General features: G+C 65.2%; 23 protein-coding genes. 10 read left to right on the forward strand and 13 right to left on the reverse strand.

What is annotated here, in order from left to right; all coding sequences use genetic code 11:
* Positions 1–18: 18 nt before the first annotated feature.
* The 3 genes from plsX to ACTIFK_RS02190 form a co-directional block, all read right to left on the reverse strand.
* Entirely contained in the window at positions 19–1,101 is a 1,083-nt protein-coding gene (gene plsX / locus ACTIFK_RS02180; protein ID WP_439541397.1) for a phosphate acyltransferase PlsX, read from the reverse strand.
* 261 nt (positions 1,102–1,362) lie between these two features.
* Positions 1,363–1,893, reverse strand: a complete 531-nt coding sequence (locus tag ACTIFK_RS02185; RefSeq protein ID WP_439541398.1) for a YceD family protein — start codon at positions 1,891–1,893, stop codon at positions 1,363–1,365.
* Positions 1,890–2,465: a ubiquinol-cytochrome C chaperone family protein gene (locus ACTIFK_RS02190; protein ID WP_439541399.1), complete on the reverse strand. Its 576-nt coding sequence runs from the start codon at positions 2,463–2,465 to the stop codon at positions 1,890–1,892. Before ACTIFK_RS02190 ends, ACTIFK_RS02185 begins: the two co-directional genes overlap by 4 nt.
* A 128-nt stretch (positions 2,466–2,593) precedes the next feature.
* Between ACTIFK_RS02190 and ACTIFK_RS02195 the strand changes: the two genes are divergently transcribed.
* The gene (locus ACTIFK_RS02195; RefSeq protein ID WP_439541400.1) at positions 2,594–3,160 is read left to right on the forward strand and encodes an outer membrane protein assembly factor BamE; all 567 of its coding nucleotides are present in this window, start codon (positions 2,594–2,596) and stop codon (positions 3,158–3,160) included.
* A 147-nt stretch (positions 3,161–3,307) separates the two neighbouring features.
* Here the strand turns inward: ACTIFK_RS02195 and ACTIFK_RS02200 are convergent, their stop codons facing one another.
* The 6 genes from ACTIFK_RS02200 to ACTIFK_RS02225 all read right to left on the reverse strand — a co-directional run bounded on the left by ACTIFK_RS02200 (position 3,308) and on the right by ACTIFK_RS02225 (position 8,982).
* The gene (locus ACTIFK_RS02200; protein WP_439541401.1) at positions 3,308–5,464 is read right to left on the reverse strand and encodes a sodium-translocating pyrophosphatase; all 2,157 of its coding nucleotides are present in this window, start codon (positions 5,462–5,464) and stop codon (positions 3,308–3,310) included.
* 359 nt (positions 5,465–5,823) lie between these two features.
* Entirely contained in the window at positions 5,824–6,162 is a 339-nt protein-coding gene (locus tag ACTIFK_RS02205; protein ID WP_439541402.1) for a hypothetical protein, read from the reverse strand.
* 172 nt (positions 6,163–6,334) lie between these two features.
* Complete coding sequence (locus ACTIFK_RS02210; RefSeq protein WP_439541403.1) at positions 6,335–6,682, reverse strand: RidA family protein; 348 nt, start codon at positions 6,680–6,682, stop codon at positions 6,335–6,337.
* Between the two features lie 153 nt (positions 6,683–6,835).
* Positions 6,836–7,408, reverse strand: coding sequence for a GDYXXLXY domain-containing protein (locus ACTIFK_RS02215; protein ID WP_439541404.1), 573 nt, complete (start codon positions 7,406–7,408; stop codon positions 6,836–6,838).
* Entirely contained in the window at positions 7,405–8,502 is a 1,098-nt protein-coding gene (locus tag ACTIFK_RS02220) for a DUF2157 domain-containing protein (RefSeq protein ID WP_439541405.1), read from the reverse strand. The genes ACTIFK_RS02215 and ACTIFK_RS02220 overlap by 4 nt, the downstream gene beginning before the upstream one ends.
* 288 nt (positions 8,503–8,790) lie before the next feature.
* Positions 8,791–8,982, reverse strand: coding sequence for a hypothetical protein (locus ACTIFK_RS02225; protein ID WP_439541406.1), 192 nt, complete (start codon positions 8,980–8,982; stop codon positions 8,791–8,793).
* A gap of 200 nt (positions 8,983–9,182) precedes the next feature.
* Between ACTIFK_RS02225 and ACTIFK_RS02230 the strand changes: the two genes are divergently transcribed.
* From ACTIFK_RS02230 to ACTIFK_RS02245, 4 genes are read left to right on the forward strand one after another with little or no spacing between them, the layout of a single operon-like run.
* Positions 9,183–10,580 carry a cytochrome ubiquinol oxidase subunit I gene (locus tag ACTIFK_RS02230; RefSeq protein WP_439541407.1) on the forward strand — a complete coding sequence of 466 codons (1,398 nt, stop codon included), beginning with the start codon at positions 9,183–9,185 and terminating at the stop codon, positions 10,578–10,580.
* A 3-nt stretch (positions 10,581–10,583) separates the two neighbouring features.
* Entirely contained in the window at positions 10,584–11,606 is a 1,023-nt protein-coding gene (gene cydB / locus ACTIFK_RS02235) for a cytochrome d ubiquinol oxidase subunit II (protein WP_439541408.1), read from the forward strand.
* Positions 11,607–11,636: 30 nt separating this feature from the next.
* Positions 11,637–12,359: a hypothetical protein gene (locus ACTIFK_RS02240; RefSeq protein ID WP_439541409.1), complete on the forward strand. Its 723-nt coding sequence runs from the start codon at positions 11,637–11,639 to the stop codon at positions 12,357–12,359.
* The gene (locus tag ACTIFK_RS02245; RefSeq protein ID WP_439541410.1) at positions 12,347–13,885 is read left to right on the forward strand and encodes a sensor histidine kinase; all 1,539 of its coding nucleotides are present in this window, start codon (positions 12,347–12,349) and stop codon (positions 13,883–13,885) included. Before ACTIFK_RS02240 ends, ACTIFK_RS02245 begins: the two co-directional genes overlap by 13 nt.
* A 98-nt stretch (positions 13,886–13,983) precedes the next feature.
* On the opposite strand, the gene ACTIFK_RS02250 is transcribed toward ACTIFK_RS02245, so the two are convergent.
* Positions 13,984–14,346 carry a response regulator gene (locus tag ACTIFK_RS02250; RefSeq protein WP_439541411.1) on the reverse strand — a complete coding sequence of 121 codons (363 nt, stop codon included), beginning with the start codon at positions 14,344–14,346 and terminating at the stop codon, positions 13,984–13,986.
* A 183-nt stretch (positions 14,347–14,529) separates the two neighbouring features.
* On the opposite strand from ACTIFK_RS02250, the gene trmFO reads away from it, so the two are divergent.
* The 3 genes from trmFO to ACTIFK_RS02265 all read left to right on the forward strand — a co-directional run bounded on the left by trmFO (position 14,530) and on the right by ACTIFK_RS02265 (position 18,039).
* Positions 14,530–15,960, forward strand: coding sequence for a methylenetetrahydrofolate--tRNA-(uracil(54)-C(5))-methyltransferase (FADH(2)-oxidizing) TrmFO (gene trmFO / locus ACTIFK_RS02255; RefSeq protein WP_439541412.1), 1,431 nt, complete (start codon positions 14,530–14,532; stop codon positions 15,958–15,960).
* A gap of 382 nt (positions 15,961–16,342) precedes the next feature.
* A complete protein-coding gene (locus ACTIFK_RS02260) occupies positions 16,343–17,527 on the forward strand; it encodes a GNAT family N-acetyltransferase (protein WP_439541413.1) in 1,185 nt (394 codons plus the stop codon).
* An 80-nt stretch (positions 17,528–17,607) separates the two neighbouring features.
* Positions 17,608–18,039, forward strand: a complete 432-nt coding sequence (locus ACTIFK_RS02265) for an HIT family protein (RefSeq protein WP_439541414.1) — start codon at positions 17,608–17,610, stop codon at positions 18,037–18,039.
* A 37-nt stretch (positions 18,040–18,076) separates the two neighbouring features.
* On the opposite strand, the gene ACTIFK_RS02270 is transcribed toward ACTIFK_RS02265, so the two are convergent.
* Both ACTIFK_RS02270 and ACTIFK_RS02275 read right to left on the reverse strand, forming a co-directional pair.
* On the reverse strand, positions 18,077–18,601 hold the full coding sequence (locus ACTIFK_RS02270; protein ID WP_439541415.1) for a hypothetical protein: 525 nt from the start codon (positions 18,599–18,601) through the stop codon (positions 18,077–18,079).
* Positions 18,602–18,778: 177 nt separating this feature from the next.
* Positions 18,779–19,795 (reverse strand): alpha/beta hydrolase, encoded by a 1,017-nt coding sequence (locus ACTIFK_RS02275; protein ID WP_439541416.1) that lies wholly within the window; start codon positions 19,793–19,795, stop codon positions 18,779–18,781.
* 702 nt (positions 19,796–20,497) lie between these two features.
* Here ACTIFK_RS02275 and ACTIFK_RS02280 point away from each other — a divergent pair.
* Positions 20,498–21,142: a pyroglutamyl-peptidase I family protein gene (locus tag ACTIFK_RS02280; protein ID WP_439541417.1), complete on the forward strand. Its 645-nt coding sequence runs from the start codon at positions 20,498–20,500 to the stop codon at positions 21,140–21,142.
* A 46-nt stretch (positions 21,143–21,188) separates the two neighbouring features.
* A complete protein-coding gene (locus ACTIFK_RS02285) occupies positions 21,189–22,544 on the forward strand; it encodes a TIGR03808 family TAT-translocated repetitive protein (RefSeq protein ID WP_439541418.1) in 1,356 nt (451 codons plus the stop codon).
* A 58-nt stretch (positions 22,545–22,602) separates the two neighbouring features.
* Here ACTIFK_RS02285 and ACTIFK_RS02290 read toward each other — a convergent pair whose 3' ends face one another.
* Entirely contained in the window at positions 22,603–23,274 is a 672-nt protein-coding gene (locus tag ACTIFK_RS02290) for a hypothetical protein (protein WP_439541419.1), read from the reverse strand.
* Positions 23,275–23,346 lie beyond the last annotated feature (72 nt).

Genomic DNA, 23,346 nt, shown 5'->3' on the forward strand with positions numbered 1-23,346 from the left:
CCTATCCAGCCGCTGGGGCTATCCTGCCTCTTGTGGGCCAAGCGGAGCGGATTGCGCCTCGGGGGTCGTCGCGCTCTTGCCAAGGCGATGGTGGAACGCCTCAAGATCCGCGGCCAGGCGCTCGAGCAGCCCGCTCACCGACATCTCGTAACCGAGATCGACCGCGCTCGCAAAGCCCAGTGCGTCCGTACCGCCGTGGCTCTTCACGGCAATTCCGTTCAACCCGAGGAAAGTCCCGCCATTTACACGGCGCGGATCCATTTTCTCCTTCAGCACGCGGAAGCCGCCGCGGGCGAGAAACGCGCCGATTTTGGACAGCGTCGTACGCATCATCGCGTCCTTGAGATACTGGCCGATCTGGCGCGCGGTGCCTTCGGCCGTCTTCAGGGCGATGTTGCCGGCGAAGCCTTCCACCACCACGACGTCGACCCGGCCCTGGCCGATCTCGTTGCCCTCGATGAAGCCGTGGTAATCGAGCGGCAGTTCGACGGCCTTCAGAAGCGCGTTCGCCTCCTTGACCTCTTCGGCGCCCTTGATCTCCTCGACGCCGACGTTCAGGAGGCCGGCCGTCGGGCGTTCGATGTGGAACAGCGCGCGCGCCATCGCCGCGCCCATCAGTGTGAAATCGCATAGCTGGCGCGCCGTGGCGCCGATGTTGGCGCCGACATCGAGCACGATGCATTCGGCGGTGATGGTCGGCCAGAGCGCGGCGATGGCCGGGCGCTCGATGCCCGCCATCGGGCGCAGGATCAATTTGGCCATGGCCATCAAGGCGCCGGTGTTGCCGGCCGAGACGGCCGCGTCTGCTTCACCCTTTTTGACGGCCTCGAGCGTCAGCCACATGCTGGAGCCCTTGCCGCGGCGGAGCGCCTGGCTGGGCTTCTCGTGCATGGAGACGACTTGCAACGTATGGACGACCCGCGACTTGGCCGCGAGCGCCGGGCGTTCCGCAAGCAACGGGGCAATGCGCGCCTCGTCACCGAAAAAGATGAAGCTCAGCGCCGGGTGGCGCTCGAGCGAGAGCGCCGCCCCTGGAACCACGACTTCGGGGCCGTGGTCTCCCCCCATGGCGTCGAGCGCTAGTGTTCGCGGCAAAGCCATGTGGCGATCTTCAACCTGTCGAACGAACTGGGCCTGATCTTCTGCATTAAGGCGACGGCTCGTGCCCGGCGCGGCGCTGAAGCCGGCGGCCCGCATTCACCGCGCCAAAAGCCTCCCGCGGCCCCCAAGGCAAAGCCAGCGGGAAAATACAAGTTTGCCTCTTCGAGACAACCTCTTTCCGCGGTTGCGAACATGCACGACGAATATGTCTCAGACGCCACGGGGCGCGGGACCGTCACGGCCGGAAGCGTTTTTTGTGCGTCAGGGCTTGGGCTTGAGCTTGGCCAGCGCCGCAAATGGATTGGCGGCTTCCGGCTCGGCCTTGATCTTGGGGTCGACCCAGTCGAATTCAGCGTCCGGCGAGCGCGGATAGGGATCGAGCGCCGCTGAAATCATGCCGAAAACCATGGTTCCGACGTCGATCCGTCCGTCTTCGATCGGCTCGACGTCGGGCATGCTTAGGATCTCGCGGTCGCCCGCGGGCGGAGCCTTGTCGTCGAGCGCCTCCGGTGGTCCCAGTTCGATCGAAAACGTCTCGGAGATGCGCGCGAGAACGGGCTCAAGACTGACGACACACGCCTGGGCGACACTCGCTTCCAGTGTGCCGGAGAAGCGATAGCGGTCTTTTCCCAGGGATTTGATGGTGTAATCGACGCCGACGCTCTCGCAGGCGAGGATGTCGAGTTCGCGCGCCAGTTCAATGCACTCCTCGGGCGTGGCCTTGCGGCTGCGGCTCAGCGTGCGGTCGCCGATTTCGGCCGTCTCGTGCGTCCAGTCGCGCAGTGCGGTCATGCGGGTCTCCCGGAATTTGCGGCGCGGGGCGGCGGGGCCACCACGGTATCGGCGAACTCCGCGATGCCGGTGGTCAGCCGGTCGAGCGGCACGGCGCTAAGGTGATCATTCAGCTTCACTATCCGGCGCGCAAGGGCATCCGCGCCCTGCGGACTGGCCTCGAGGCCGGGCACGGAGGTGGCAAGTTCGGCGCTCAATTCGGCTACGGGATCGGCAGCCTGCACGGCGCGGCGATAGGCCAGACAGCGCTCCCCCAGCGCCTGCGCGGCGCGCTTGACCTTTTTGGGCACGGACATGTCGCCGACGCCCATCTCGCGCAGCGTGTCATCGACGTCGGTGACGAACGTTTCGCTCAGGTATCTGGCGACGCGCGCGGTTCGGCGTCCGTCCGCCCCAAGACGTTCAAGCACCGGAAACATGAGGGCAATGATCATCGCCGTCCGGCCTTCTGGCGTATCTGAGACACCCTGGCTGCCAAAAAACGCCGGCTGCCTGGCCTGGGTCACGACCGCGCCATAAAGGTCGACTGCTGTGCGACGGTCTTGGGCTCGGCTTTTCAACCAGGTGAACACGCAGGTTATTCCGTCTCGTAAGAAAGGGGATGGGGAGGGCCGCGCAGTTGCCTTGTGCCCGTCTTTTAAGCTAAGGGCGGGGCTATGAGCGCAGGGAAATCATGAGTCTCCAAGGGGGTCGTTGCAGCATGCGCCGTTCGGACGCATCGCGCCAGGGCGCGTCAGGCCAAATGCGCCAGGGCGCGTCGGACACTCCGCACCACGGTGCCGAGCACCGCAGAAGCTGCGCGGAGGGCCGCGGTCACGCCGGCATGGCGCGCCGTGCACTCATCCCCGTCCTGATCGCGCTCAGCGTCGCGGTCTCCGCCTGCAGCGAGCAAATCACCAAGCACGGCCACCTGTTCCGCGAGACGGACATCGCCCAGGTCCAGCCCGGCATGGGACAAGAGCAGGTTCGCCTCGTTCTCGGAACGCCGACGACGACGACCACCACCGGCTCGGGCCAAGTCTACTATTACATTTCGAGCACCGAAAAGAAGACCGCGTTCCTCAAGCCTGACGAGGTGGATCGGCAAGTGCTCGCGGTCTATTTCACGCCAACGCTGACGGTCGACAGGATCGCGAATTACGGCCTCAAGGACGGCAAGGTGTTCGATTTCGTGTCGCGCACGACGCCGGCCCCAGGCGGCAAGGAAGACGGCATCATCAAGCAGCTCTTCCGCAACCTCGGCGCCAAGCAGATCTTCGGCGAATAAGGACGGCTTCGACGCACGCACTGGCTATCTGGAGCGGATGTGGCTCCGCGCCGCGCAAACCGACCAGACATAGGCGACAGCTCTGACGAAATGAAAAAGCCCCGGAGCACATGCTCCGGGGCTTCGTCGTGTGGCGTGTGTTCGCTTTTAGCTGTGGGACAGAACGGCCAACAGCAGCAGCGCAACGATGTTGGTGATCTTGATGGCCGGGTTCACAGCGGGGCCAGCGGTGTCCTTGTAGGGATCGCCGACGGTGTCGCCGGTCACCGAGGCCTTGTGAGCCTCAGAGCCCTTCTGATGCTTGACGCCGTCCTTGTCGACGAAGCCGTCCTCGAACGCCTTCTTGGCGTTGTCCCAGGCGCCGCCGCCCGAGGTCATCGAGATGGCGACGAAGAGGCCGGTGACGATGACGCCGAGCAACATCGCGCCAACCGCCGAGAACGCCGCGCCGCGGCCGCCGATAGCCTCGATGGCGAAGTACAGCACGATGGGCGAGAGCACGGGCAGCAGCGAGGGGATCACCATTTCCTTGATCGCGGACTTGGTGAGGATGTCCACCGCGCGCGCGTAGTCCGGACGCTCGGTGCCCTTCATGATGCCGGGCTTGGCCTTGAACTGACGGCGCACCTCTTCGACGATCGAGCCCGCGCAGCGGCCGACGGCCGTCATGGCGATGCCGCCGAACAGGTACGGGATCAGACCGCCGAGCAGCAGGCCGACGACGACGTACGGGTTGTCGAGACCGAAGTTGATTTCGACGCCCTTGAAGTACTGGAAGGACGTGGAACCGGCCTCGTTGGCCTTGGCGATGAAGTACTGCAGATCGTAGTTGTAGGCGGCGAACAGAACGAGCGCGCCGAGACCGGCCGAGCCAATGGCGTAGCCCTTGGTGACGGCCTTGGTGGTGTTGCCGACTGCGTCGAGCGCGTCCGTCGAGCGGCGAACGTCCTTCGGCATGCCCGCCATTTCGGCGATGCCGCCTGCGTTGTCGGTGACGGGGCCGAAGGCGTCGAGCGCGACGATCATGCCGGCCAGGCCGAGCATGGTGGTCGTTGCGATCGCGGTGCCGAACAGACCCGCAATGTTGTAGGTCGCGAGAATGGCGGCGACGATGGCGAGCGTCGGGAGCGCGGTCGCTTCGAGCGAAACGGCGAGGCCCTGGATGACGTTCGTGCCGTGGCCGGTGACCGACGCCTGGCTGATCGAGCGCACGGGGCGATAGCCGATGCCCGTGTAGTACTCGGTGACCCAGACGATGGCGCCCGTCAGCGCGAGGCCGATGAGGCCGCACAGGAACAGCGACTGTCCGGTGATCGAAACGCCGTTGGCCGTGCCGACTTCACCGAAGCCGCCGAGCACGTACTCGGTGGCGCCGTAGAGGCCCGCGATGGACAGAACGCCCGATGCGATCACACCCTTGTAGAGCGCGCCCATGATCGAGTTGTTGGCGCCGAGCTTGACGAAGTAGGTGCCGATGATCGACGTCACAATGCACGCAGCGCAGATAGCAAGCGGATAGACCATCAGGGCGGCGAGGTTGGCCTGGCCGGCGAAGAAGATGGCGGCGAGCACCATGGTCGCGACCACGGTCACGGCGTAGGTCTCGAACAGGTCGGCGGCCATGCCGGCGCAATCGCCGACGTTGTCGCCCACGTTGTCGGCGATGGTCGCCGGGTTGCGGGGATCGTCTTCCGGGATGCCGGCTTCGACCTTGCCGACGAGATCGCCGCCGACGTCCGCACCCTTGGTGAAGATACCGCCGCCGAGACGGGCGAAGATCGAGATCAGCGATGCGCCGAAGCCGAGGGCGACGAGCGCGTCGATGACGACGCGGTCAGCGGGGGCGTAGCCCAGCGCTTCGGTCAGCACGAAATAATAGATGGAGACGCCGAGGAGCGCGAGGCCAGCGACAAGCATGCCGGTCACGGCGCCGGCCTTGAACGCGATGTCCAGGCCCTTGGCGAGAGAGACGGTGGCGGCCTGCGCGGTGCGGACGTTGGCGCGCACAGAGACGTTCATGCCGATGTAGCCGGCCAGGCCGGACAGCACGGCGCCGATCAGGAAGCCGACAGCCACGAGGGCGCCGAGCAGAACCCAGGCCAGCACGAAAATGGCAACGCCGACCACAGCGATGGTCTGATACTGGCGATTGAGGTAGGCGCTCGCGCCTTCACGGATGGCGCCCGCGATTTCCTGCATCTTTGCATTGCCGGCATCGGCCTTCATGACCGACTGAACGGTCACGGCCGCGTAGACAATCGAGAGTGCGCCGCACGCGACGATCCCCCAGAGAATCTCTGTCATTGAAGTGTTTCCCCTGTTTGGTCAGCTCGTTGGCTGCGACGTCGCACGAAGCCGGTGTGCGCGACAACAGAAACCCGCCTGATTTGGTCGCCCCGGACGAATTCGCAGGGCGCGCGCGGGACCATGCCAAAAGACCCAGACCGTTGCAATACAAGCACAACAGCCCCGCACCGCCCCAGGCGGCCGGGACAGGCTAGCCTTCAATGCGGTTTTATTGCGTTATTTCAAAATACTAAGCGGGCGGCTCATGAGCCGCCCGCTTGCAAGATCTCGTCCATCCTTTAGACCAAGGATCCGCTATCGCCCTCTAATGCGACGGCGTTGCGCCTTGAAACCGGCCGGGCCGAATCGAATTCGGCCTACTTGCAGGGACGCGCTTCGATCTGGCAATCGACGCCGCCGGTGCCGCCCGAGCACTTCATGCTCTTGCCTGCCGCACGCGAGAAGCGCGCCCAGTCGCTGCCGTATTCGAAGTCGGTAAAGCTCGACCACGACCCGATTGCCGCCTTCTGCGCGACGGCCTTGTTCGCACCGGTGCCACTGCCGTAGTGGAAGTGGTCGGTGAAGCAGGTGCGCCCGCCTTCCTTACGCAGGTCGTGCATATAGGCAAAGCCCGAGTCATCCGCGAACGCAGGCGCGGCGACCGCCAAAACCAGGACCGCCGCCGCTACAGCTTTAATCTTCCGAAGTGCCGACATTTCCGCCTCTTCGCCTTTATCTGACGTCTGCCCGTGAGGCGCGGAGTTTGCCTGATTCACGGAATCGTCTCGATAGACCTTACGTAGTGGCCGCGCGAATAGGCTTCTTCCGAGGCAAAGTCGCCACAGGATCGTGACCGGCGTTTTGGAGGGGCGTGGCGCCCCGGCGGGACTACTTGGCGGCAACGACGCTGATTTCGACCAGCATGCGCGGATCCACCAGCTTGGCTTCGACGCAGGCGCGCACGGGCGTATCCTTGCCGCCGGTCCAGGCCTTGTAGGCTTCGTTCATCGCTTCGCGGTGGCGGATGTCGTTCAACCAGATCGTGGCCTGGACGACGTTCGACTTCGTGGTTCCGGCCAGAGCCAACAGCCGGTCGATCTCGCGCAGGACTTCCTCGGTCTGTCCCTTGACGTCGCGCGAGAGATCGGACGGCACAATGCCTGCCGTGAAGACAAATCCATTCGCCTCGGCGGCCTTGGAATAGATCTCGGTCTGCTCGTGGCGCGTGATGGTCATGACTGGCATTGCTCCGGTTGCGTGAATTCGGCCCGACCGCTTAGCAAAGGATGGGGGCGAGCGCCAGAGCCTCCGGCGCGGAGGCCGTCCGGCGAAGCGCTGCCCTCGGACGAGGCCACCGAGACCAGGGCCCCGGTGGCGGATCCGGCCGGCTTAAAGGAGCGGTTCCTCGTGGATACGTTTGCCGTCCACGGAGAGCGCCTTGATGGCGACGTCTCCAGAGCTGCCGACGGCTAGGATTGCCGAGATTTTCTTGTCGCGCACCTGCTGTTCGAGCGCGAGGCCCGTGCCTTCAGGCACGAAATAGCTTTCGATGCCGTAGCGGACGGACGCTTTTGGTGGCTCGGTGGTGGTGGCAGGCGTGCTCACGTAGGAGACGATACCCTTCATCACGACGTGGGTCGGATCACCAGGCGGGTCGAGCGTCGCGGAGGTGCCGACGACCTCCCACTGGTCCGACCCGGCCGGTTTCAACGTCACGTAGACCTTGTCGCCCTGCACCGTCCCGGCAGGCACCGGAATTTCGCGGCCGCCAAAGGTGTAGCCGAGGACGACATAGTCACCGCGGAAGAGATCCCGGGGATCGACCGGGATCACCTCGGCCACGATTTCGCGGCCGTCCCGCAGCAGGCTCACGCGGCCGTAGACCATCCAGGCCAGCGCGGCCGTCTGAAGGACGGCGACGAGTGTGATGGCCACCCACGATGTTGGCGACAACTTGATCATGACGCGCCTCCCTGAAGCTGCGGTTCGGCGCGTGAGTGTATCCGGTAGGCGAGGGCGGCCAGCGCGGAGACGATGAGGCCGGCGACGAGAAAGAAGAGCGACGTGTTGAGCAGCGTGCCGATCGTCTTGACGTAGATGGCGAGGATCTCGACCGAGAAGCCGATGTAGCCGAGCCAGAGCGCGCCGCTGTTGCCCGATTGCAGGCCCCAGAAGATCGACGCGATCAGCAGCGCCATCGCCAGCACGGCCAGCAAGGTGAACACGTCGAGTTCGGGCGACTTGTAGAATTGCAGCGCCCAAAGCCCGGCCATCGTGATGACGAGACCATAGTTGAATGTGCCGGACCAAAGAGCCGGCAACTCCGGCTTCAGCCGCTCGCCCGCAATCGCGGCGGCCATGACGCCGAGACCGGCAGCGGTGACGAGGCCGTGGGCGTCGCCACCGTTCAAGCGATAGCCGAGGCTGACGATGAAGCCCGTCAGCGCGATGCCGGACAGATGCAGACCGGGCCGCCAGCGTTGCCAATAGAAGGCCGCCGACACGATCGCCCACGGGACGAGGAACGGCCAGAAGACCGTGTCGAGCCGGAGCGCTTCGGCGATGCCCCAGTAGGTGACGAGGATCATGGCCAATGCGAGCGCGGGGTTGGAGCGCAAGCCGACGCCGGCGACGAAGGCGCCGGCAGCCCACAGCAGCACCGCGTCCGCAGGGTTGCCGTCCATGTGATACATCTGCGAAATCAGCATGATGCTGCCGCCGAAAATGCCGATGCCCATCAGCACGGCGGCATGGGCAAAGCCCTCCATGCCGCGCCGCGCGAGCAAGCCCGCGAGTGCGTACGACGTCCACAAGCTGGCGAGGAGAAGGCCCATGCGCAGGATGCGCGGCATCTCCTGCCAGTTCGAGGCGACGAAGCTCATGACCGCGAAGCCGATCAGCACGGCCGAGAGAATGGCGAGCGCGTTGGCGAGACCGAGCGTGCGGATGCCTTTCTCGACATCGACGCGGATCGCCGCCTCGCCTTCGGGCGTAATCCAGCCCGCCTCGCGCCAGCGAACGAGGTCGCGGTCGATACGTTTGCGATAGCTCCACATGGGATAGGTGCCTTGAATGTTCGGTCCGGGCTCGGACAGCGGAAGGAGGTGCCGGTGGTTGCCAACCGATGGCTAACCCGGCACGAGCCCGACCGCATACTGATCACCGGAGCATTATGTCGTGAGAATGGCCGAGCGCCAGCGCTCCCTGCTCCGGGCCCGGACTGACAGCCGTCAAGCTTAATGTCCGGTGTCGCGCGTGCCGTTGTCCAGCCATGCTGCACCGCACCGCAAAACGGCGCGGCGGCGATGTCGAGACTGATACGGCCTATCCCCCGACGGGCGAGTTTACGGCTGAGGCGGCGTCGGTGCGGGAGGCGTGGGAGCAGGCGTCGGAGCGGGCGTCGTGGAGTCGCTCGTGGCCGGCGGTGCGGGTGCCGCGCCGGGCGCTGCCAAATCCGGCGCAGGTGTCAATGCGGTGTAGGCGATGACGGCCAAGGCGATGGCCGCAGCGATTGCAACAACGACTTTTGTGTCCATAGCGTTTCCTCCGTGTTCCAAAGCAACACGAGCGCCTTTCATACCACGCTTTGTCTGCACTCGCCATAAACCGGGCGCCTCGCGTCCGCCCGCGAACCCGTACGGAAAGGCTCGACGGAGGAGGCGACACAAGCCACAATGCCGCCACCGGTACACCCGGCAATCGTGCTGTGCTTCCAACCGCTTCCGAGATGGCGCCCATGGACCTCGACGCAACCTTTTTGGCGCGCATCCAGTTCGCCTTTACGGTCTCATTCCACATTATTTTTCCCAGCTTCACGATCGGGCTCGCGGCCTTCATCGCGACGCTGCTGGTGCGCTGGCGCATGACCGGCCAGGATCACCTGCACCGCCTCGCCCGCTTCTGGACCAAGATTTTCGCGGTCAGCTTCGCCATGGGCGTCGTCTCCGGCATCGTGCTTTCGTACGAGTTCGGGACCAACTGGAGCCGCTTCTCCGTGGTGGCGGGTAACGTCACCGGGCCGCTGCTCGGCTACGAGGTGCTGACCGCGTTCTTCCTCGAAGCGTCGTTCCTCGGCATCATGCTGTTCGGCTGGAACCGCGTGTCGCCCAACCTGCACGTCACGGCGGCGGTGCTGGTGGCGATCGGCACGTCTCTGTCGGCGTTCTGGATTCTGGCCGCCAACAGCTGGATGCAAACACCGGCCGGGCACGAGGTCATCAACGGCATCGCCTATCCCGTGAGCTGGCTCGAAATCATCTTCAACCCCAGCTTCCCTTACCGTTTCTCGCACATGTTCACGGCGGCCTATCTCACGACGTCGCTCGTGGTTGCGGCGGTGGGCGCGCGGTACCTGTTGGCCGGCCGGTTTGTCGAGGAATCCAAGACCATGCTGCGCATGGGCATCGGCATGGTCGCGCTGCTCGCGCCGTTGCAGCTCGTGATCGGCGACGCGCACGGCCTCAACACGGCCAAGCATCAGCCGGCCAAGGTCGCCGCCATGGAAGCGCATTGGGACGGCAGCAAGCCCGCCGACCTCGTGCTGTTCGCCTGGCCCAACGAAAAAGAAGAACGGAACGACTTCGAGATCTCGATCCCGAACATCGCCAGCTTCATCATTACCCACGATCTGAACGGCCTCTTCAAGGGACTGAAGGACTTCGCGCCCCAGGACCGGCCGCCGGTGAAGCCGGTGTTTTTCGCCTTCCGCGTCATGGTCGGGCTCGGGATGCTGATGATCGCCGCGGGTCTCGTCGGCGCGTTCCTGTGGTGGCGCGGACTTCTGTTCGATGCGCGCTGGTATCTCTGGCCGCTGTCGCTGACGTGGCCGGCGGGCTTTATCGCCATTCTGGCCGGCTGGTGGGTGACGGAGACCGGACGCCAGCCGTGGCTCGTGTACGGCATCCTGCGAACGAAGGACGCTGCATCGCCCGTTTCAGGCGGGGCGGTCCTGACCACGCTCATCGCGTTCGTGATCGTTTACTCGATCGTGTTCTCGATGGGCATCTATTACATCAACCGGCTGATCGAGAAGGGGCCTACCGGCGCCTCCGTCAAGCCGCCGGACGGCGTGCCGTCTCGCCCGCTGTCGGCCGCCGAAGAAGCCGCACACGAAGCAATCGAAAAGAAGGGCTGAGGCATGGAGAGCTTGGAGGGCATGGCCTATTGGCTGCCGCTGATATGGCTCGTCGTGCTCGGCGTCGCGGTGGCGCTTTACGTGGTGCTCGACGGGTTCGACCTCGGCATCGGCATTCTTTTTCCGGCGAGCCCGGAGGAGGCGCATCGCGACCAGATGATGAACTCCGTCGCGCCCTTCTGGGACGGTAACGAGACCTGGCTGGTGCTCGGCGGCGGCGGGCTGCTGGTCGCCTTTCCGATGGCCTACGGCATTCTGATGCCGGCGGTCTATCTGCCGGTGATGTTCATGCTGCTCGCGCTCGTGTTTCGCGGGGTCGCGTTCGAGTTCCGCTGGGTCGCGAAACCGCATCACCAGATGTGGGACATCGCCTTTGCCGGCGGCTCTATCGTCGCGTCGTTCATGCAAGGGCTCATTCTCGGCGCGTTGCTCGAAGGCATCGAGGTGCGGGACGGAGCCTACGCGGGCGGCACCTTCGACTGGCTGTCGCCGTTCTCGCTGCTGACCGGCGTCGCGGTGGTGGCGGGCTACGCGCTGATCGGCGCGACGTGGCTTGTGATGAAGACGGATGGCGCGGTTCAGGAGAAAGCGCGCGAGCAAGCCAAATTTCTGCTGCCCGTGGTTCTGGCCGCGCTGCTGATCGTCAGCCTCTGGACCCCATTCGCCGTTCCGCGCATCTATGAGCGCTGGTTCAGCCTGCCCAACTTCTTCCTGCTTTCGCCGGTGCCGCTGCTGACTGCCTATGCCGCCTGGTCCTGCTGGTCCGGGCTGCACAGCGGCCACGACACGCGCCCGTTCGTTTCGACCATCGCGCTGTTCCTGCTCGGCTTCCTGGGCCTCGCCGTCTCCAATCTCCCGCTGGTCATCCCGCCCTCGGTGGACGTCTGGCAGGCCGCGGCGCATCCCTCGTCGCAGCTGTTCATGCTGATCGGAGTCCTGATCCTGGTGCCGGTCATTCTGGCCTACACTGTCTTCGTTTATTACACCTTCCGCGGGAAGGTGCGGGCTGGCGAGGGCTACCACTGACGGCCGGCGGGCGTTGGAGCGGGAATTCATATGGGCTTTGAGCTTTTCAAGCTCACGAATGTGCGGCGAGGCGTCGTGTTCGCGCTCGTCCTCGGTGTCGCCGCCCCGCCTGCTTTTTCGGACCAGCTCGCGAGCGTCGTGGCCGAAAGCGGCAACATCGTTCTGATCTTGGGCAGTGTCCGCAAGACGCTGACCAACAAGGGCCTCGACAGCCAACCGGCCCTGACACCCGATGGGCAATGGGTCGTCTACACGCGCAGCGCAAAGCCGCCGCCCGATCCATCCGACGACGCGCTCGTCGACTGCGCCTCACTCAGCCAAGCCGACGAGTTGCGGCAGGTGAAGAGCGACGGCAGCGGAGATCTGCTTCTTATGCGGGGGCGCAGCGGAGCCGAACCGAGCCAGGCGCTCTGCGGCTTTCACAACAAGCAGTTCTCGTCAGACGGCAACACGATCTACTTCCTGTCGCCGGCCTGGACGACGTCATCGGGTTTGCACATCTATTCGCGGGAGACGCAAACGGCGCGCTTCGTGATGCCGTCGAACGATTACGTGGTTCTGTCGTGGTGCACGTCCGACCTCAAGGACGCGATCATCGCGCAGCAGCATCGCTACTTCAAATTCGGCGGCAGCTTCGACTGGTACTGGCTGTTCGACCCGAGCGGTAAAACGGAGACCGCGCCAGTGGGCGAATTCGATTCCGTCGAGGCTATCAAAAGCGATCTCGACGCCAGCGGCCAATGCCAGGGTTGACCGAACACGCGAGCCCGGAAAGCGGCGCGCCGTCGCGGGCGCGGCAGGCGGTCAGCTTCTTGTCGATCGCTTTGCTGATGGCTGTCACCTACTACCTCGCCGCGCGCGCCGGTCTCGCCATGCTGGACGATGCCGGCGTGGCCGTCTTCTGGCCCGCATCAGGCATAGCGGTCGGAGTGCTGCTGGCGGCGGGGCGGACCAGCATCGGGCCTGTGGCGCTCGGCGTGGCTGCGGCCACGATCACCGCCAACGTCGTTGCGGGGCGACCTCATTTCCTGTCGTTCTCTTTCGCCATCGCAAACGCAGTCGAGTGCTCGACGGTTGCCTGGCTCGTGCACTCCTTTCTTGGCGCGCGGCTTCAATTCGACAGCCTGCTGCGTGTGCTCTGCGTGTTTCTGGCGGCCATCATCGGCAGCGGTCTCGGAAGCGCACTCGCCACGCTGGCGCTCTACCTCACCGATCGCTCCTGGACATCCTGGGGCGACGACTGGCACGTCTGGTTCCGGTCGGACCTCATCGGCATCGTCGCGCTTTCGCCCCTCATCGTCGGCCTGCGCACGCTCTTCACGACACGCGCGACATGGCAGGATAACCTGGAGGGCGTCGCGCTAACCGGATTCTTGGTTGCAACGGCTTATGTCATCGGGCCGAGCGGCTTTCAAATGTCCGCCTCGGGTTTCAACCTTCCGATCGCGCTCATATTCCCGCCATTACTGCTGCTCGCGATCCGCCATCCCCTCACCTATTCCCCCATCGGCGCATCGGCGGTCGCGCTGGTCTTCGTCGGGTCCATCATCGCAGAGCAAGTCGGGACCGCCTCGTTTCGCATTTTCAACGCGCAGCTCACGATTTTTTCGCTCATTGGCTGCTCCCTCTCGCTCAGCGCGCTCATCGCCGAGCGGCGGACGGCAGAGACCCGGCAGACCCTGATGGTGCGCGAGCTCAACCACAGAGTGAAAAACGCGCTGACCGTGGTGCAGGCGGTCGTGGAGCGATCACGCGAAGGCACGTCCTCCATGGGCGATTTCTATGCCGCGCTCGGCGGCCGTATCCGGTCGATGGCCCGCACACACTCGCTTCTCAGCCGCGAGCGCTGGCATGGGCTCGAGCTGGAGGAGCTGGTGGCGGCGGAGCTGGCACCCTTCCAAGTGTCCGACGCCCACACGGTGCACGGTCCGCGGGTCATGCTCGGGCCTTCGCTCGCCCAGTCTCTCAACCTCGTGTTGCACGAGCTTTCGACCAACGCGGCGAAATATGGCGCGCTGTCGCAACCGGGAGGGACCGTCGCCGTGACCTGGGCGGTGGAGGAGACCGGACCCAACGTGGCAGATACGCTCGTCATCACATGGAAAGAGACGTGTCCCGCGGCCCTGCGCGACATTGGCCCCGAGGGTTTCGGCCTTGCGACCATTCGCGAGCTGCTTCAGTACGAGACCGAGGGAACGGTCGATCTGACATTCCCGCCGACGGGCGCGCTGTGCGTCATCCGCCTGCCGCTGTCGGAGCCGGGCGTTTCGCTTGCCTAGTCCGGGGAGGCTGGCCTAGTCCGGGGAGGCTGGCCTAATCCGGGGAGGCTGGCCTAATCCGGAGAGGCTGGCCTAGTCCGTCCGGGACGCCCGGACCATCAGGCTATATCCGCCCCGTTTTTCGTAAAGCGAGCGATCAGCGCCGAGATGCGTTCGTGGTCGAGCGGCTTGTTCATGCGATCGATCGCGGCGCGATCGGCATTCGTCGGCAATGCATCGTAGGCCGTGATGATGGCATACGGGATGTTGCGGGCGATCAGAACATCGACAAGTGGATCGGCGAAGCAATCCCTAAGGTTCATATCGACGAGGGCCAGCGAGATCGGTTGGGTTTCAACCACCCGCAGGGCTTCCCGCACGGTCGGCACCGGGCCGATGGCGTGTGCGCCGGCCTGCTCGACGATCGATTTGAGCGAAAGCGCAACGTTCCAGGAATCTTCAACAATCAGAACCCCAACCACCGGACTTCCGGCTCGCATCGTCTCGTTTCGCGGGACAATTGACATCGACGTTCCGACTCTCGTTCGCGCTACGCCTAATGACTACGGTGTCCCAAGCGATTGGAGCAAGCTTATAATCACCGTTCAGTTTCTTCAACTTCCAGGGTTGACGCAGCCCTATCCGGCCTGTGATAGCGTCACCTTATGACATCACAACCCATTCATGTGGTCGGTGGCGGACTCGCCGGCTCGGAAGCGGCTTGGCAGATCGCCGAGCAGGGCCTTCCCGTTGTCCTTCACGAGATGCGTCCCGTACGCACAACGGAAGCCCACAAGACCGACGGGCTGGCGGAACTCGTGTGCTCGAATTCGTTCCGGTCGGACGATTGGGAGACCAACGCCGTCGGCCTGCTGCACGCGGAGATGCGGCGCGCGGGATCGCTCATTCTCGCGGCAGGCGACCAGCACAAGCTTCCGGCTGGCGGGGCGCTCGCGGTCGATCGAGATGCCTTCTCGGCCGAGGTCACGGCGCGCCTCACGTCGCATCCCCGCGTGACGATCGCGCGCGGAGAGATCGAAGGGCTTCCCCCGGCCGACTGGGACAACGTCGTGGTCGCGACCGGGCCGCTGACATCGCCGTCGCTCAGCAGCGCCGTGCGGGGCCTGACCGGCGAAGCCGAACTCGCCTTCTTCGACGCCATTGCGCCGGTGGTGCACATCGAGTCCGTGGACGAAACCATCGCGTGGCGCCAATCGCGCTACGACAAGGCCGGGCCTGCGGGCACGGGCGCGGACTACATCAACTGCCCGTTCTCGAAGGACGAGTACGAAGCCTTCATCGACGCGATGCTGGCCGGCGAGAAGACCGTCTTCAAGGAATGGGAAGCGAACACACCCTATTTCAACGGCTGCCTGCCGGCCGAGGTGATGGCGGAGCGTGGCCGCGAGACCTTGCGTTTCGGGCCGATGAAGCCGGTCGGCCTGACGGATCCCCGCACCGGGCGGCGGCCGTATGCCGTCGTGCAGCTGCGGCAGGACAATGCACTCGGCACGCTCTGGAATATCGTCGGGTTTCAAACGAAGCTCAAACATGCCGAGCAGGTGCGGGTGTTCCGCATGATTCCCGGCCTCGGGGAGGCGGATTTCGCCCGCCTCGGCGGACTGCATCGCAATACGTTCCTCAACTCGCCGAAGCTGCTCGACGCGGAGCTGCGGCTCAAGGCGCAGCCGCGCCTGCGTTTCGCCGGACAGATCACGGGCGTCGAGGGCTACGTGGAAAGCGCGGCCATCGGGCTTTTGGCCGGGCGGTTCGCGGCTGCCGAGCGGCTCGGGAGCGCGCTGCCACCGCCGCCTGCGACGACGGCGCTCGGCGCGCTGCTCGCGCACATCACGGGCGGGCATCTCCTCGATGCCGAGGCGAGCGGCGCCTCGTCGTTCCAGCCGATGAACATCAATTACGGCCTGCTGCCGCCGTTGGAGACGGCTCCGGCCGCCGGTTCGGACGGCCGCAAGCTCAAGGGCAAGGAGCGCGGGGCCGAGAAAAAGCGCGTCATGTCGCGGCGCGCGCTGGCCGACCTCGACGCCTGGATCGAGACAACAGGGCGGGCGGACGCAACGGGCCACATTTTGGCTTAGGGCGACGCGGCTTCGCGCATCATCGGCTTAGAGCGACGCGGCTTCGCGCGTCTGGGTCGAGTGATGGGCAGCCGAGACCGAGGCGACGCGTCGCGGGCTCGGACGATTGATTACGATGCCGCCGCGGTGCTCTCATAGAACGCGTCAGGTTCACTCGTGGAGGCGCAGATCTTCGATGGATTGCGCGGGTCGTTCAGTCACGCTGGCGGTTTCCCCTCCCCCTTGTGGGGAGGGGTTAGGGGTGGGGGGACCCCCGACGGCTGGCGTTCTGGATACCCCCCCTCCTAGCCTCCCCCACAAGGGGGGAGGGACAGCGTTGCGTGGAGGTGGCCGGTCCCACGGCTGAGAGGACTTGGCGGCACACTCGTTCGTGGAGACGCATTTGGGCGACGCCGAGGCGAGGATTGTAAAGATCGTCGCGAGCATCGACGCCATCGGCGCCGCTGACTGGGATGCGTGCGCCAATCCGGACCCGTCGACGTTCAATCCCTTTCTCGCGCACGCCTTTCTCAAGGCGCTGGAAGACTCCGGCGCAGTCGGACCCGGCACGGGCTGGACACCGCATCACCTCGCCCTCGAGGACGCCGACGGCGCGGTTTCCGGCGTGATGGCGCTCTACGGCAAGACCCACAGCCAAGGCGAATACGTGTTCGACCATGCCTGGGCGGAAGCACTGCATCGGGCCGGCGGCCACTACTATCCGAAACTCCAAGCCGCGGTGCCGTTCACGCCTGTCCCGGGCCGTCGCATCCTGGCGCGACCTGGTCCCCGGGAGGCGGAAACGGAGCGCCTTCTCGCGCTCGCCGCGCGCGCGGTCGCGGCCCGGATCGGCGCGTCGTCCGTGCATCTCACCTTCCTCACCAAAGGCGAATGGGAGCGCCTCGCTGGCGAAGATTTCCTGCAGCGGACGGGCCAACAGTTTCATTGGCACAACGCCGGGTATCGGTCGTTCGACGACTTCCTCGCGACGCTGGCCTCGCGCAAGCGCAAGGCCATCCGCAAGGAGCGCGCCGAAGCGCAGTCGTCCGTCGAGATCTTCAGCGTCACCGGCAGTGAGATCACGGACGCGCACTGGGATGCGTTCTTCGGCTTCTATCTCGACACCGGATCGCGCAAGTGGGGGCGTCCGTACCTCAACCGCGACTTCTTCTCGAAGCTTGGCGCGGCGATGGCCGATCGCTGCCTGCTCGTGTTCGCGCGGGACGGCGACGATCTGGTCGCCGGGGCCCTGCACCTGATCGGCGGCGATTGCCTGTACGGCCGGTACTGGGGCTCGTCGGCCTATCATCCGGCGCTGCATTTCGAGCTCTGCTATTATCAGGCTATCGACTACGCCATCGCGCATGGGCTCGCGCGGGCGGAGGCCGGAGCACAGGGCGAGCACAAGCTCGCGCGCGGCTATCTTCCGGAGACGACCTATTCGTCCCACTGGCTGGCCGATCCGCGCCTCGAAGCCGCCGTCGCGCGCTACCTCGCCGAAGAGCGCGACGACATCGCCGAAGTCAACGCGCTGCTGCGGGAGCATGGCCCATTTCGCAAGGATGGCGGTTCGGCCGGTGAGGGCTAGGCGGATCACAGACGGGCCGGGGGACTTGCGGAGCACGGACGGCGATGCTCTTAAGGGGCAGCAGTCCCACCCGAGAGAGCATGCGCGCCATGGCCTATGACACCAGCAACGTCTTCGCGAAAATTCTGCGCGGCGAGATTCCGGCTCACAAGGTGTTCGAGGACGACGACGTGGTCGTTTTCATGGATGTGATGCCGCAAGCGCCGGGCCATACGCTGGTGGTGCCAAAGGCCGCCTCGCGCAACCTGCTCGACGCGGACGACGCGGTACTCGCCAAGCTGATGCCCGTCGCCGCCAAGGTCGCGCGCGCCGTCAAGACCGCGTTCGCGGCCGACGGGGTCAGCGTCTTTCAGTACAACGAACCGGCCGGCGGGCAGAGCGTCTTCCACCTGCACATTCACGTCGTGCCGCGCCACGACGGCGTGGCGCTCAAGCCGCACACGGGCGGCATGGAGGACGGCGCGGTGCTCGCCGCAAACGCAGAGAAGATCAAGGCGGCGCTCGCGAGCTGACACTCGGTCGCTCGGTCGCTGGCTCAACGTCGCGCGATCAGCGGATGGGAGAGAGCTTGTCCCGCAGCGGGGCAGCAGGTGCGTGCTTGTCGGGCGCGGCTGCGGCCGGTACGACGGACGCCGTCCAGGGCGAAGGCGCTTCCTCCCGCGTCTCCGCGGCGGCGGTTTTGTCGTAGCAGCCCGCAATGCAGGCCAGATTGCTTTCGGCGGCATCGGCCGGATTCGGGTTCGCCTCGGAGGATGTGGGGATCATCTCGCCCTGCGTGGCGGCCTTGGGCTGCTCGGCCTCGCGCCGCGCAAAAACAATTTCCGGGGTCTGGCCGACGGGGCAACCCGCCTCGCAGATGACGACTTCGAAACCCGGATGGGCCGCGGCAAGCGGATGAGCTTTCGCCGCGTTCTTCTTTTCAGCCTGGATGACGCTTTCCGCGCGGCGCGTGTAGTAGTCGGCCTGCGGAGCGGCCGAAGCCGAAGACGCCTCGTCCGCCGAGAGTGCCGGGGCGGCTCCGCCCGCACACACGAGAACGCTCAGAATCGCAACGCCGATGCTAGGGCCACGCATGTCACGCTCCGCTGGGCAACAGATCCAACAACGGGGCACTGTCGCAAAGCGGAGTTAACGAATTGCTGCGCGGCGCGGGCTAGAGCGTTTTCCGATCCGATGAAATCGGATCGAACGCTCTAGTCTTCTGTTTCGTCGCATTTTCTGACGACGAACCGGTGTTCGTCGGAAAATGCTCTAGGGCCTCTTGGCGGGATAACGCCAATAAGCGCCACGATCGGTCGCGATTTCGTCGAGCAAGGGCGTCCGCAGCTTGGGCGGCCGCGTGCCCGTCGCGATCAGCGCGCCGATGTCGGTCAGCAGCGCGTTGTTCTCGGCGTAGCCCGAATGGTTGAGGCTGAAGCTGTCCGTGCTCGCCGCCGAGACGTCGATGGTATCGATACCCGGCAGAATAAGCGGTCCCGTCGCAGGGACGTCGCCCGCACGCGGAATGCCGCCGTAGAAATTGCGCGAGACGCGCAGCGCCCGGTCGTTGCCGGCGGCATAGAGCGTCACGCCGTTCGCCAGGCCCTGGATCTCGGCCACGATGTTCTCGAAGTTGTCGCGGTCGACGTCGGGCGCGGCGAGGATAATCTGGCTGATCTGCACATGATCCGGCTTCGAGCGGCGCAGGTCGCGCAACACCTGGAGCGTCGGCTGGTTGCCCATACTGTGGGCAATGATGCTGACCGACTTCGCGCCGGACTTGTTGATCACCATCTCCATGAACTTCTTCAGGTAGGGCTCGGACTGCCCGGAGCTTTCGCGGTCGTACGTGTAGCTCGCGAGACCGCCTCCCGACGGCCAACTGTAGGCGAACGGGGCGCCATCGAACTTGAGGTCGTAGGCGATCTGGGCCGTGCGGTAGAGCGCGTAGTCGAAGGTCGTGTTGTAGCCGTGGATGAAGATGAAGGCGTGATCCTTGTAGCGCTGCGAGGCGGCGAGGCGCTCGCGCACTTGCGCCAGCAGCTCGTCCTCCGTCATTGCCTTGATCTCCTTCATCGTGAAGTGGCGGTCGGGGTCCTCGGCCTCCTGGTAGAGCGTGATGTTGAAGACCTTGATCGCCCAGGGGCGCTCAACGTTCGGCACCTTGTGAGCCTTCGGCACCGTGACAAGAGCACGGCCCAATTCGAGGCGACGGCCACGCTCGCTGCCGTAATCGAGGCGGTTCTCGTTCGGCGCCTGCGTGCGGTCCGTTCCGTAGTAGACGGGCACGACGTCCCATTCTCCGGCTTCGGTTTTGGCTGCGTCGGCGGCAGGCGGCGGTGGCGCGGGTGCAGGAGGCGGAGCGCCCTGCCCGAAACTTTCCGGCGGTGCCGAGCCTCCCGCGGGCGGTGGCCCTGATCCCCCAACCGGTTCGGGCGGAGCTGCGCCGCCTGCGGGCGCTTGGGTCTCGAACGAGGGCGCTTCCGATCCGACAGGAGGAGGCGCGGCTGATCTCGGAAGCGAGGGCTGCTCGGTTTCGATCTCTCCTTGGTCGGCGGAATCGGGTTCGGACCGGTAAGGCTTAGGCGCAGAAGATTCAGGCGCGGCCGCGCCGGGAGCCGGCTCCGAATCCGGGTTGGCAGGCGTTATTTCTCTTCCGGCGGAACGTTCCGCGCCTTCGGAGGATTTTTCAGGTGCGTTCGCCTTCTGTGGCGCCTCGCCGCATGACCCGAGAGCAAAGGCCAAAAAGCAAAGCAACCCAATGCCGATTTTACGCAAATGCGCCTCCCCCACACGTCCGACACGCCGATTGCCATTGAAGGATCGCAGTCGGGTGCCCAATTGCCTAAATACGGACCGCCAGATGCGGCGGAGCGTAGAACCGATCCAAATCGAGATCAATGCGATCACACTTGGCCTCCTTGCTGTCCGCAGGTGGCCATTTGATTGGTCGTTTCATGGAGCGTGATGCGGCGGCGAGACACTATTCTCTTGACGGGATTCGGTCCTTTCCCTGGCGTTGACGAAAATGCCAGCGAACGGTTCGTACCCAAGCTCGCGCATCTTGCGGCGCGCCGCTTCAGTGCGCACCGTGTCGTGGCGCGCATTCTGCCCACCGAATGGGAACGCGGGCCGGCGCGGCTGGCGACGCTCTATCAGCGCGAGCGGCCGAAACTCGTGCTTCATTTCGGCGTGTCTGCGAACGCGAGTTCGTATGTCGTGGAAACGCGGGCTCGCAACACCTGCGCACAGCGTGAGGACGCGACAGGCGCGCTGCCGAGCGACACCGTGCTCGCGCGGAACGGCCCGGAGACGCGCGACGTGGCCCTTCCGGCGGCCGACATCGTGGCCAGGCTAGCAGCGCTCAGAATTCCGGCGACGACATCCGACGATGCGGGCAGCTACCTCTGCAATGCCGTGCTCTATCGCTCGCTCGAACTCGCCGAGGAGCAGGACATCGACGGCGTCGGCTTTTTCCATATTCCGCGCGTCATCCCGCCAGCCCTGCTGAAATCGAAAACGGAACGGCGCGAGATGCGCTTCGACTGGGGCTCGGCGCTGCTCGGCGGGCTCGAAATCGTCCGCACCTGCCTCGGGCGGCCGCCTCCTTCGCGCCGACACGTTAAGTTCCTTTAACTCCCGTCTAACTCCTGTCCGGCATGATGCGGCCCAGGAGGCCACCATGCCGCTCGACCGCCGCACCCTGATCTCGACCGGACTCGTGTCCGCCGGCCTCGCCACGGCCGCCGCGGCTGCGGGTCCGCGCGAACGCGTGCCGGCGTCTCAGCCTTCGCTCGATTTCACATTGTCGCCCGACGGTCACGGCGACCAGACCGCGCGTCTCCAAGCGGCGATCGACGACGCCGCGCGGCGCGGCGCGCCGCTGATGCTCGGCGCGGGGCTCTTCCGCGTCGGCCACATTACGCTGCGTCCGAACACGCGATTGATCGGCGCGGCCCGCCAGTCGGTGCTCGAGTTCACCGGTGGCGTCGCCTTCATCACGGCGAACGAGGCGCCGGGCGTGCGGCTCGAAAGCCTCGTCGTGGACGGCAGCCTGCTCGGCATGGATGCCGCCCTCGGCACCGGGCTGATTTCGATCTTCAACAGCGACGGCATTTCGCTCGTTGATCTGGACGTGCGGCGCGGCCTCATGAACGGCATCGCGCTCACTGAATGTTCGGGCCGCATCGGCGATTGCGAGGTGCGGGACATGTCGCAAGCGGGGATCTTCAGCCTCGATGCGCGCGGCCTCGATGTCGCCCACAACGCCGTCGTGGATTGTGGCAACAACGGCATCCAGATCTGGCGCAGTGCAGCAGGCGAAGACGGGACGACGGTGGTCGGCAACCGGATCGCGCGAATTGCGGCGAAAGCCGGCGGTACAGGCCAGAACGGGAACGGCATCAACGTGTTCCGCGCCGGCGGCGTGCTGGCTGCCTCGAACCGCATCGAAGCGTGCGCCTATTCCGCCATCCGCGGCAACAGCGCGGAAAACATCCAGATGGTCGGCAACGCCTGCCGCAAGCTGGGGGAAGTCGCGCTCTACGCAGAGTTCTCGTTTTCGGGCGCGCTGATCGCGAGCAACGTCATCGACGAGGCCGCCAACGGGATTGCCGTCACCAATTTCAACGAAGGCGGGCGGCTCGCTGTCGTGCAGGGCAACCTGGTTCGCAATCTCTTCCGGCGTGAGCAGGAGCCCGTCGACAAGCGCGGTATCGGCATCGGCATCGAGGCGGATGCGGCGGTGACCGGCAACGTGGTGGAAGACGCGCCGACGGCCGGCATCTCGGCGGGATGGGGGCCGCATCTGCGCGATGTCGCGATCACCGGCAATGTCATCCGCAAGGCCGGGATCGGCATCATGGTTTCGTCCGATCCGAAGGCGGGAGCGTGCCTGATCAGCCAGAACATGATTTCGAACACGCGCGACGGCGCCATCCGCGCCATGGATCACGGGCAACCGCATGGGCCAGATCTCGCGTCGACGGATGCCCCATCGGGAAGCCGCCTCGTCATCAGCGGCAATCTGGCGGTTTGAACCGTCTTTTGAGCGTGCTTCTTACCGGAAAACCGCTGCACACTTTTCCGGAAGCACGCTATGGCTTTGGCGGTGTTGCCCGGATCAGCTTCAGCAGCTCGCTGTCCTTCGAAATCTGGCCGGTGTCACGGCATTCGTTCTTGGCTTCCTGCGTGCACTCGACCGTGACGGTGTACGGCACGCCGAACCGCATGATCGTGTATTCGGCCAACAGGCCTTCCTCGCCGCCTTCGTTGCGGTCGTCGAAGACGGAGACGGCCGGACCGGCGGCCGGTGCGGCGCCGGGGCTCTTGTTCTCGTAAATCGGGAATTTATCCGGCGCGAACTCGTGCTGCACGCGAAGGTCGGCCGAGACCGAGACCGTCACGTCGCCGTAGCGCTCGACAATCTGGTACCAGACGGGATTGTCCTCATCGACGACGACGTCGCGCTCGGTCGCCGGGCGAGGCCCGAGCCGGAACGTGCTTTCGACCACGCCGGGCGTCGCCCCGAAGGCGAGCACGGGCAGCTTCAGCTTGGCCAGCTTGTCGTCTTCCGTGGGGCCGAGCGAACGGGCCGAAGCGCCGGAATTTGCAGAGACAAAGCTCGCGATTTCAGGATCGGACCATTGTACCGCGATCAGTTTGTCGGCGGCGGATACGGCGGCTGGCGCGGCCGTCCACGCCATCAAGGCTGCGCATCCGCCGGCCAAACTGTGGACGATCCGAAGCGACAAGCGATTGATCGGCATGCGGACACATCCTTGTTTTATCAACCGAAGTCGTTTGACCGACCGTACTCCTGCTGGCTCTGGCCGGTTTGA

It is taken from the genome of Hyphomicrobium sp., from assembly GCF_051860585.1.
GTDB lineage: Bacteria > Pseudomonadota > Alphaproteobacteria > Rhizobiales > Hyphomicrobiaceae > Hyphomicrobium_C.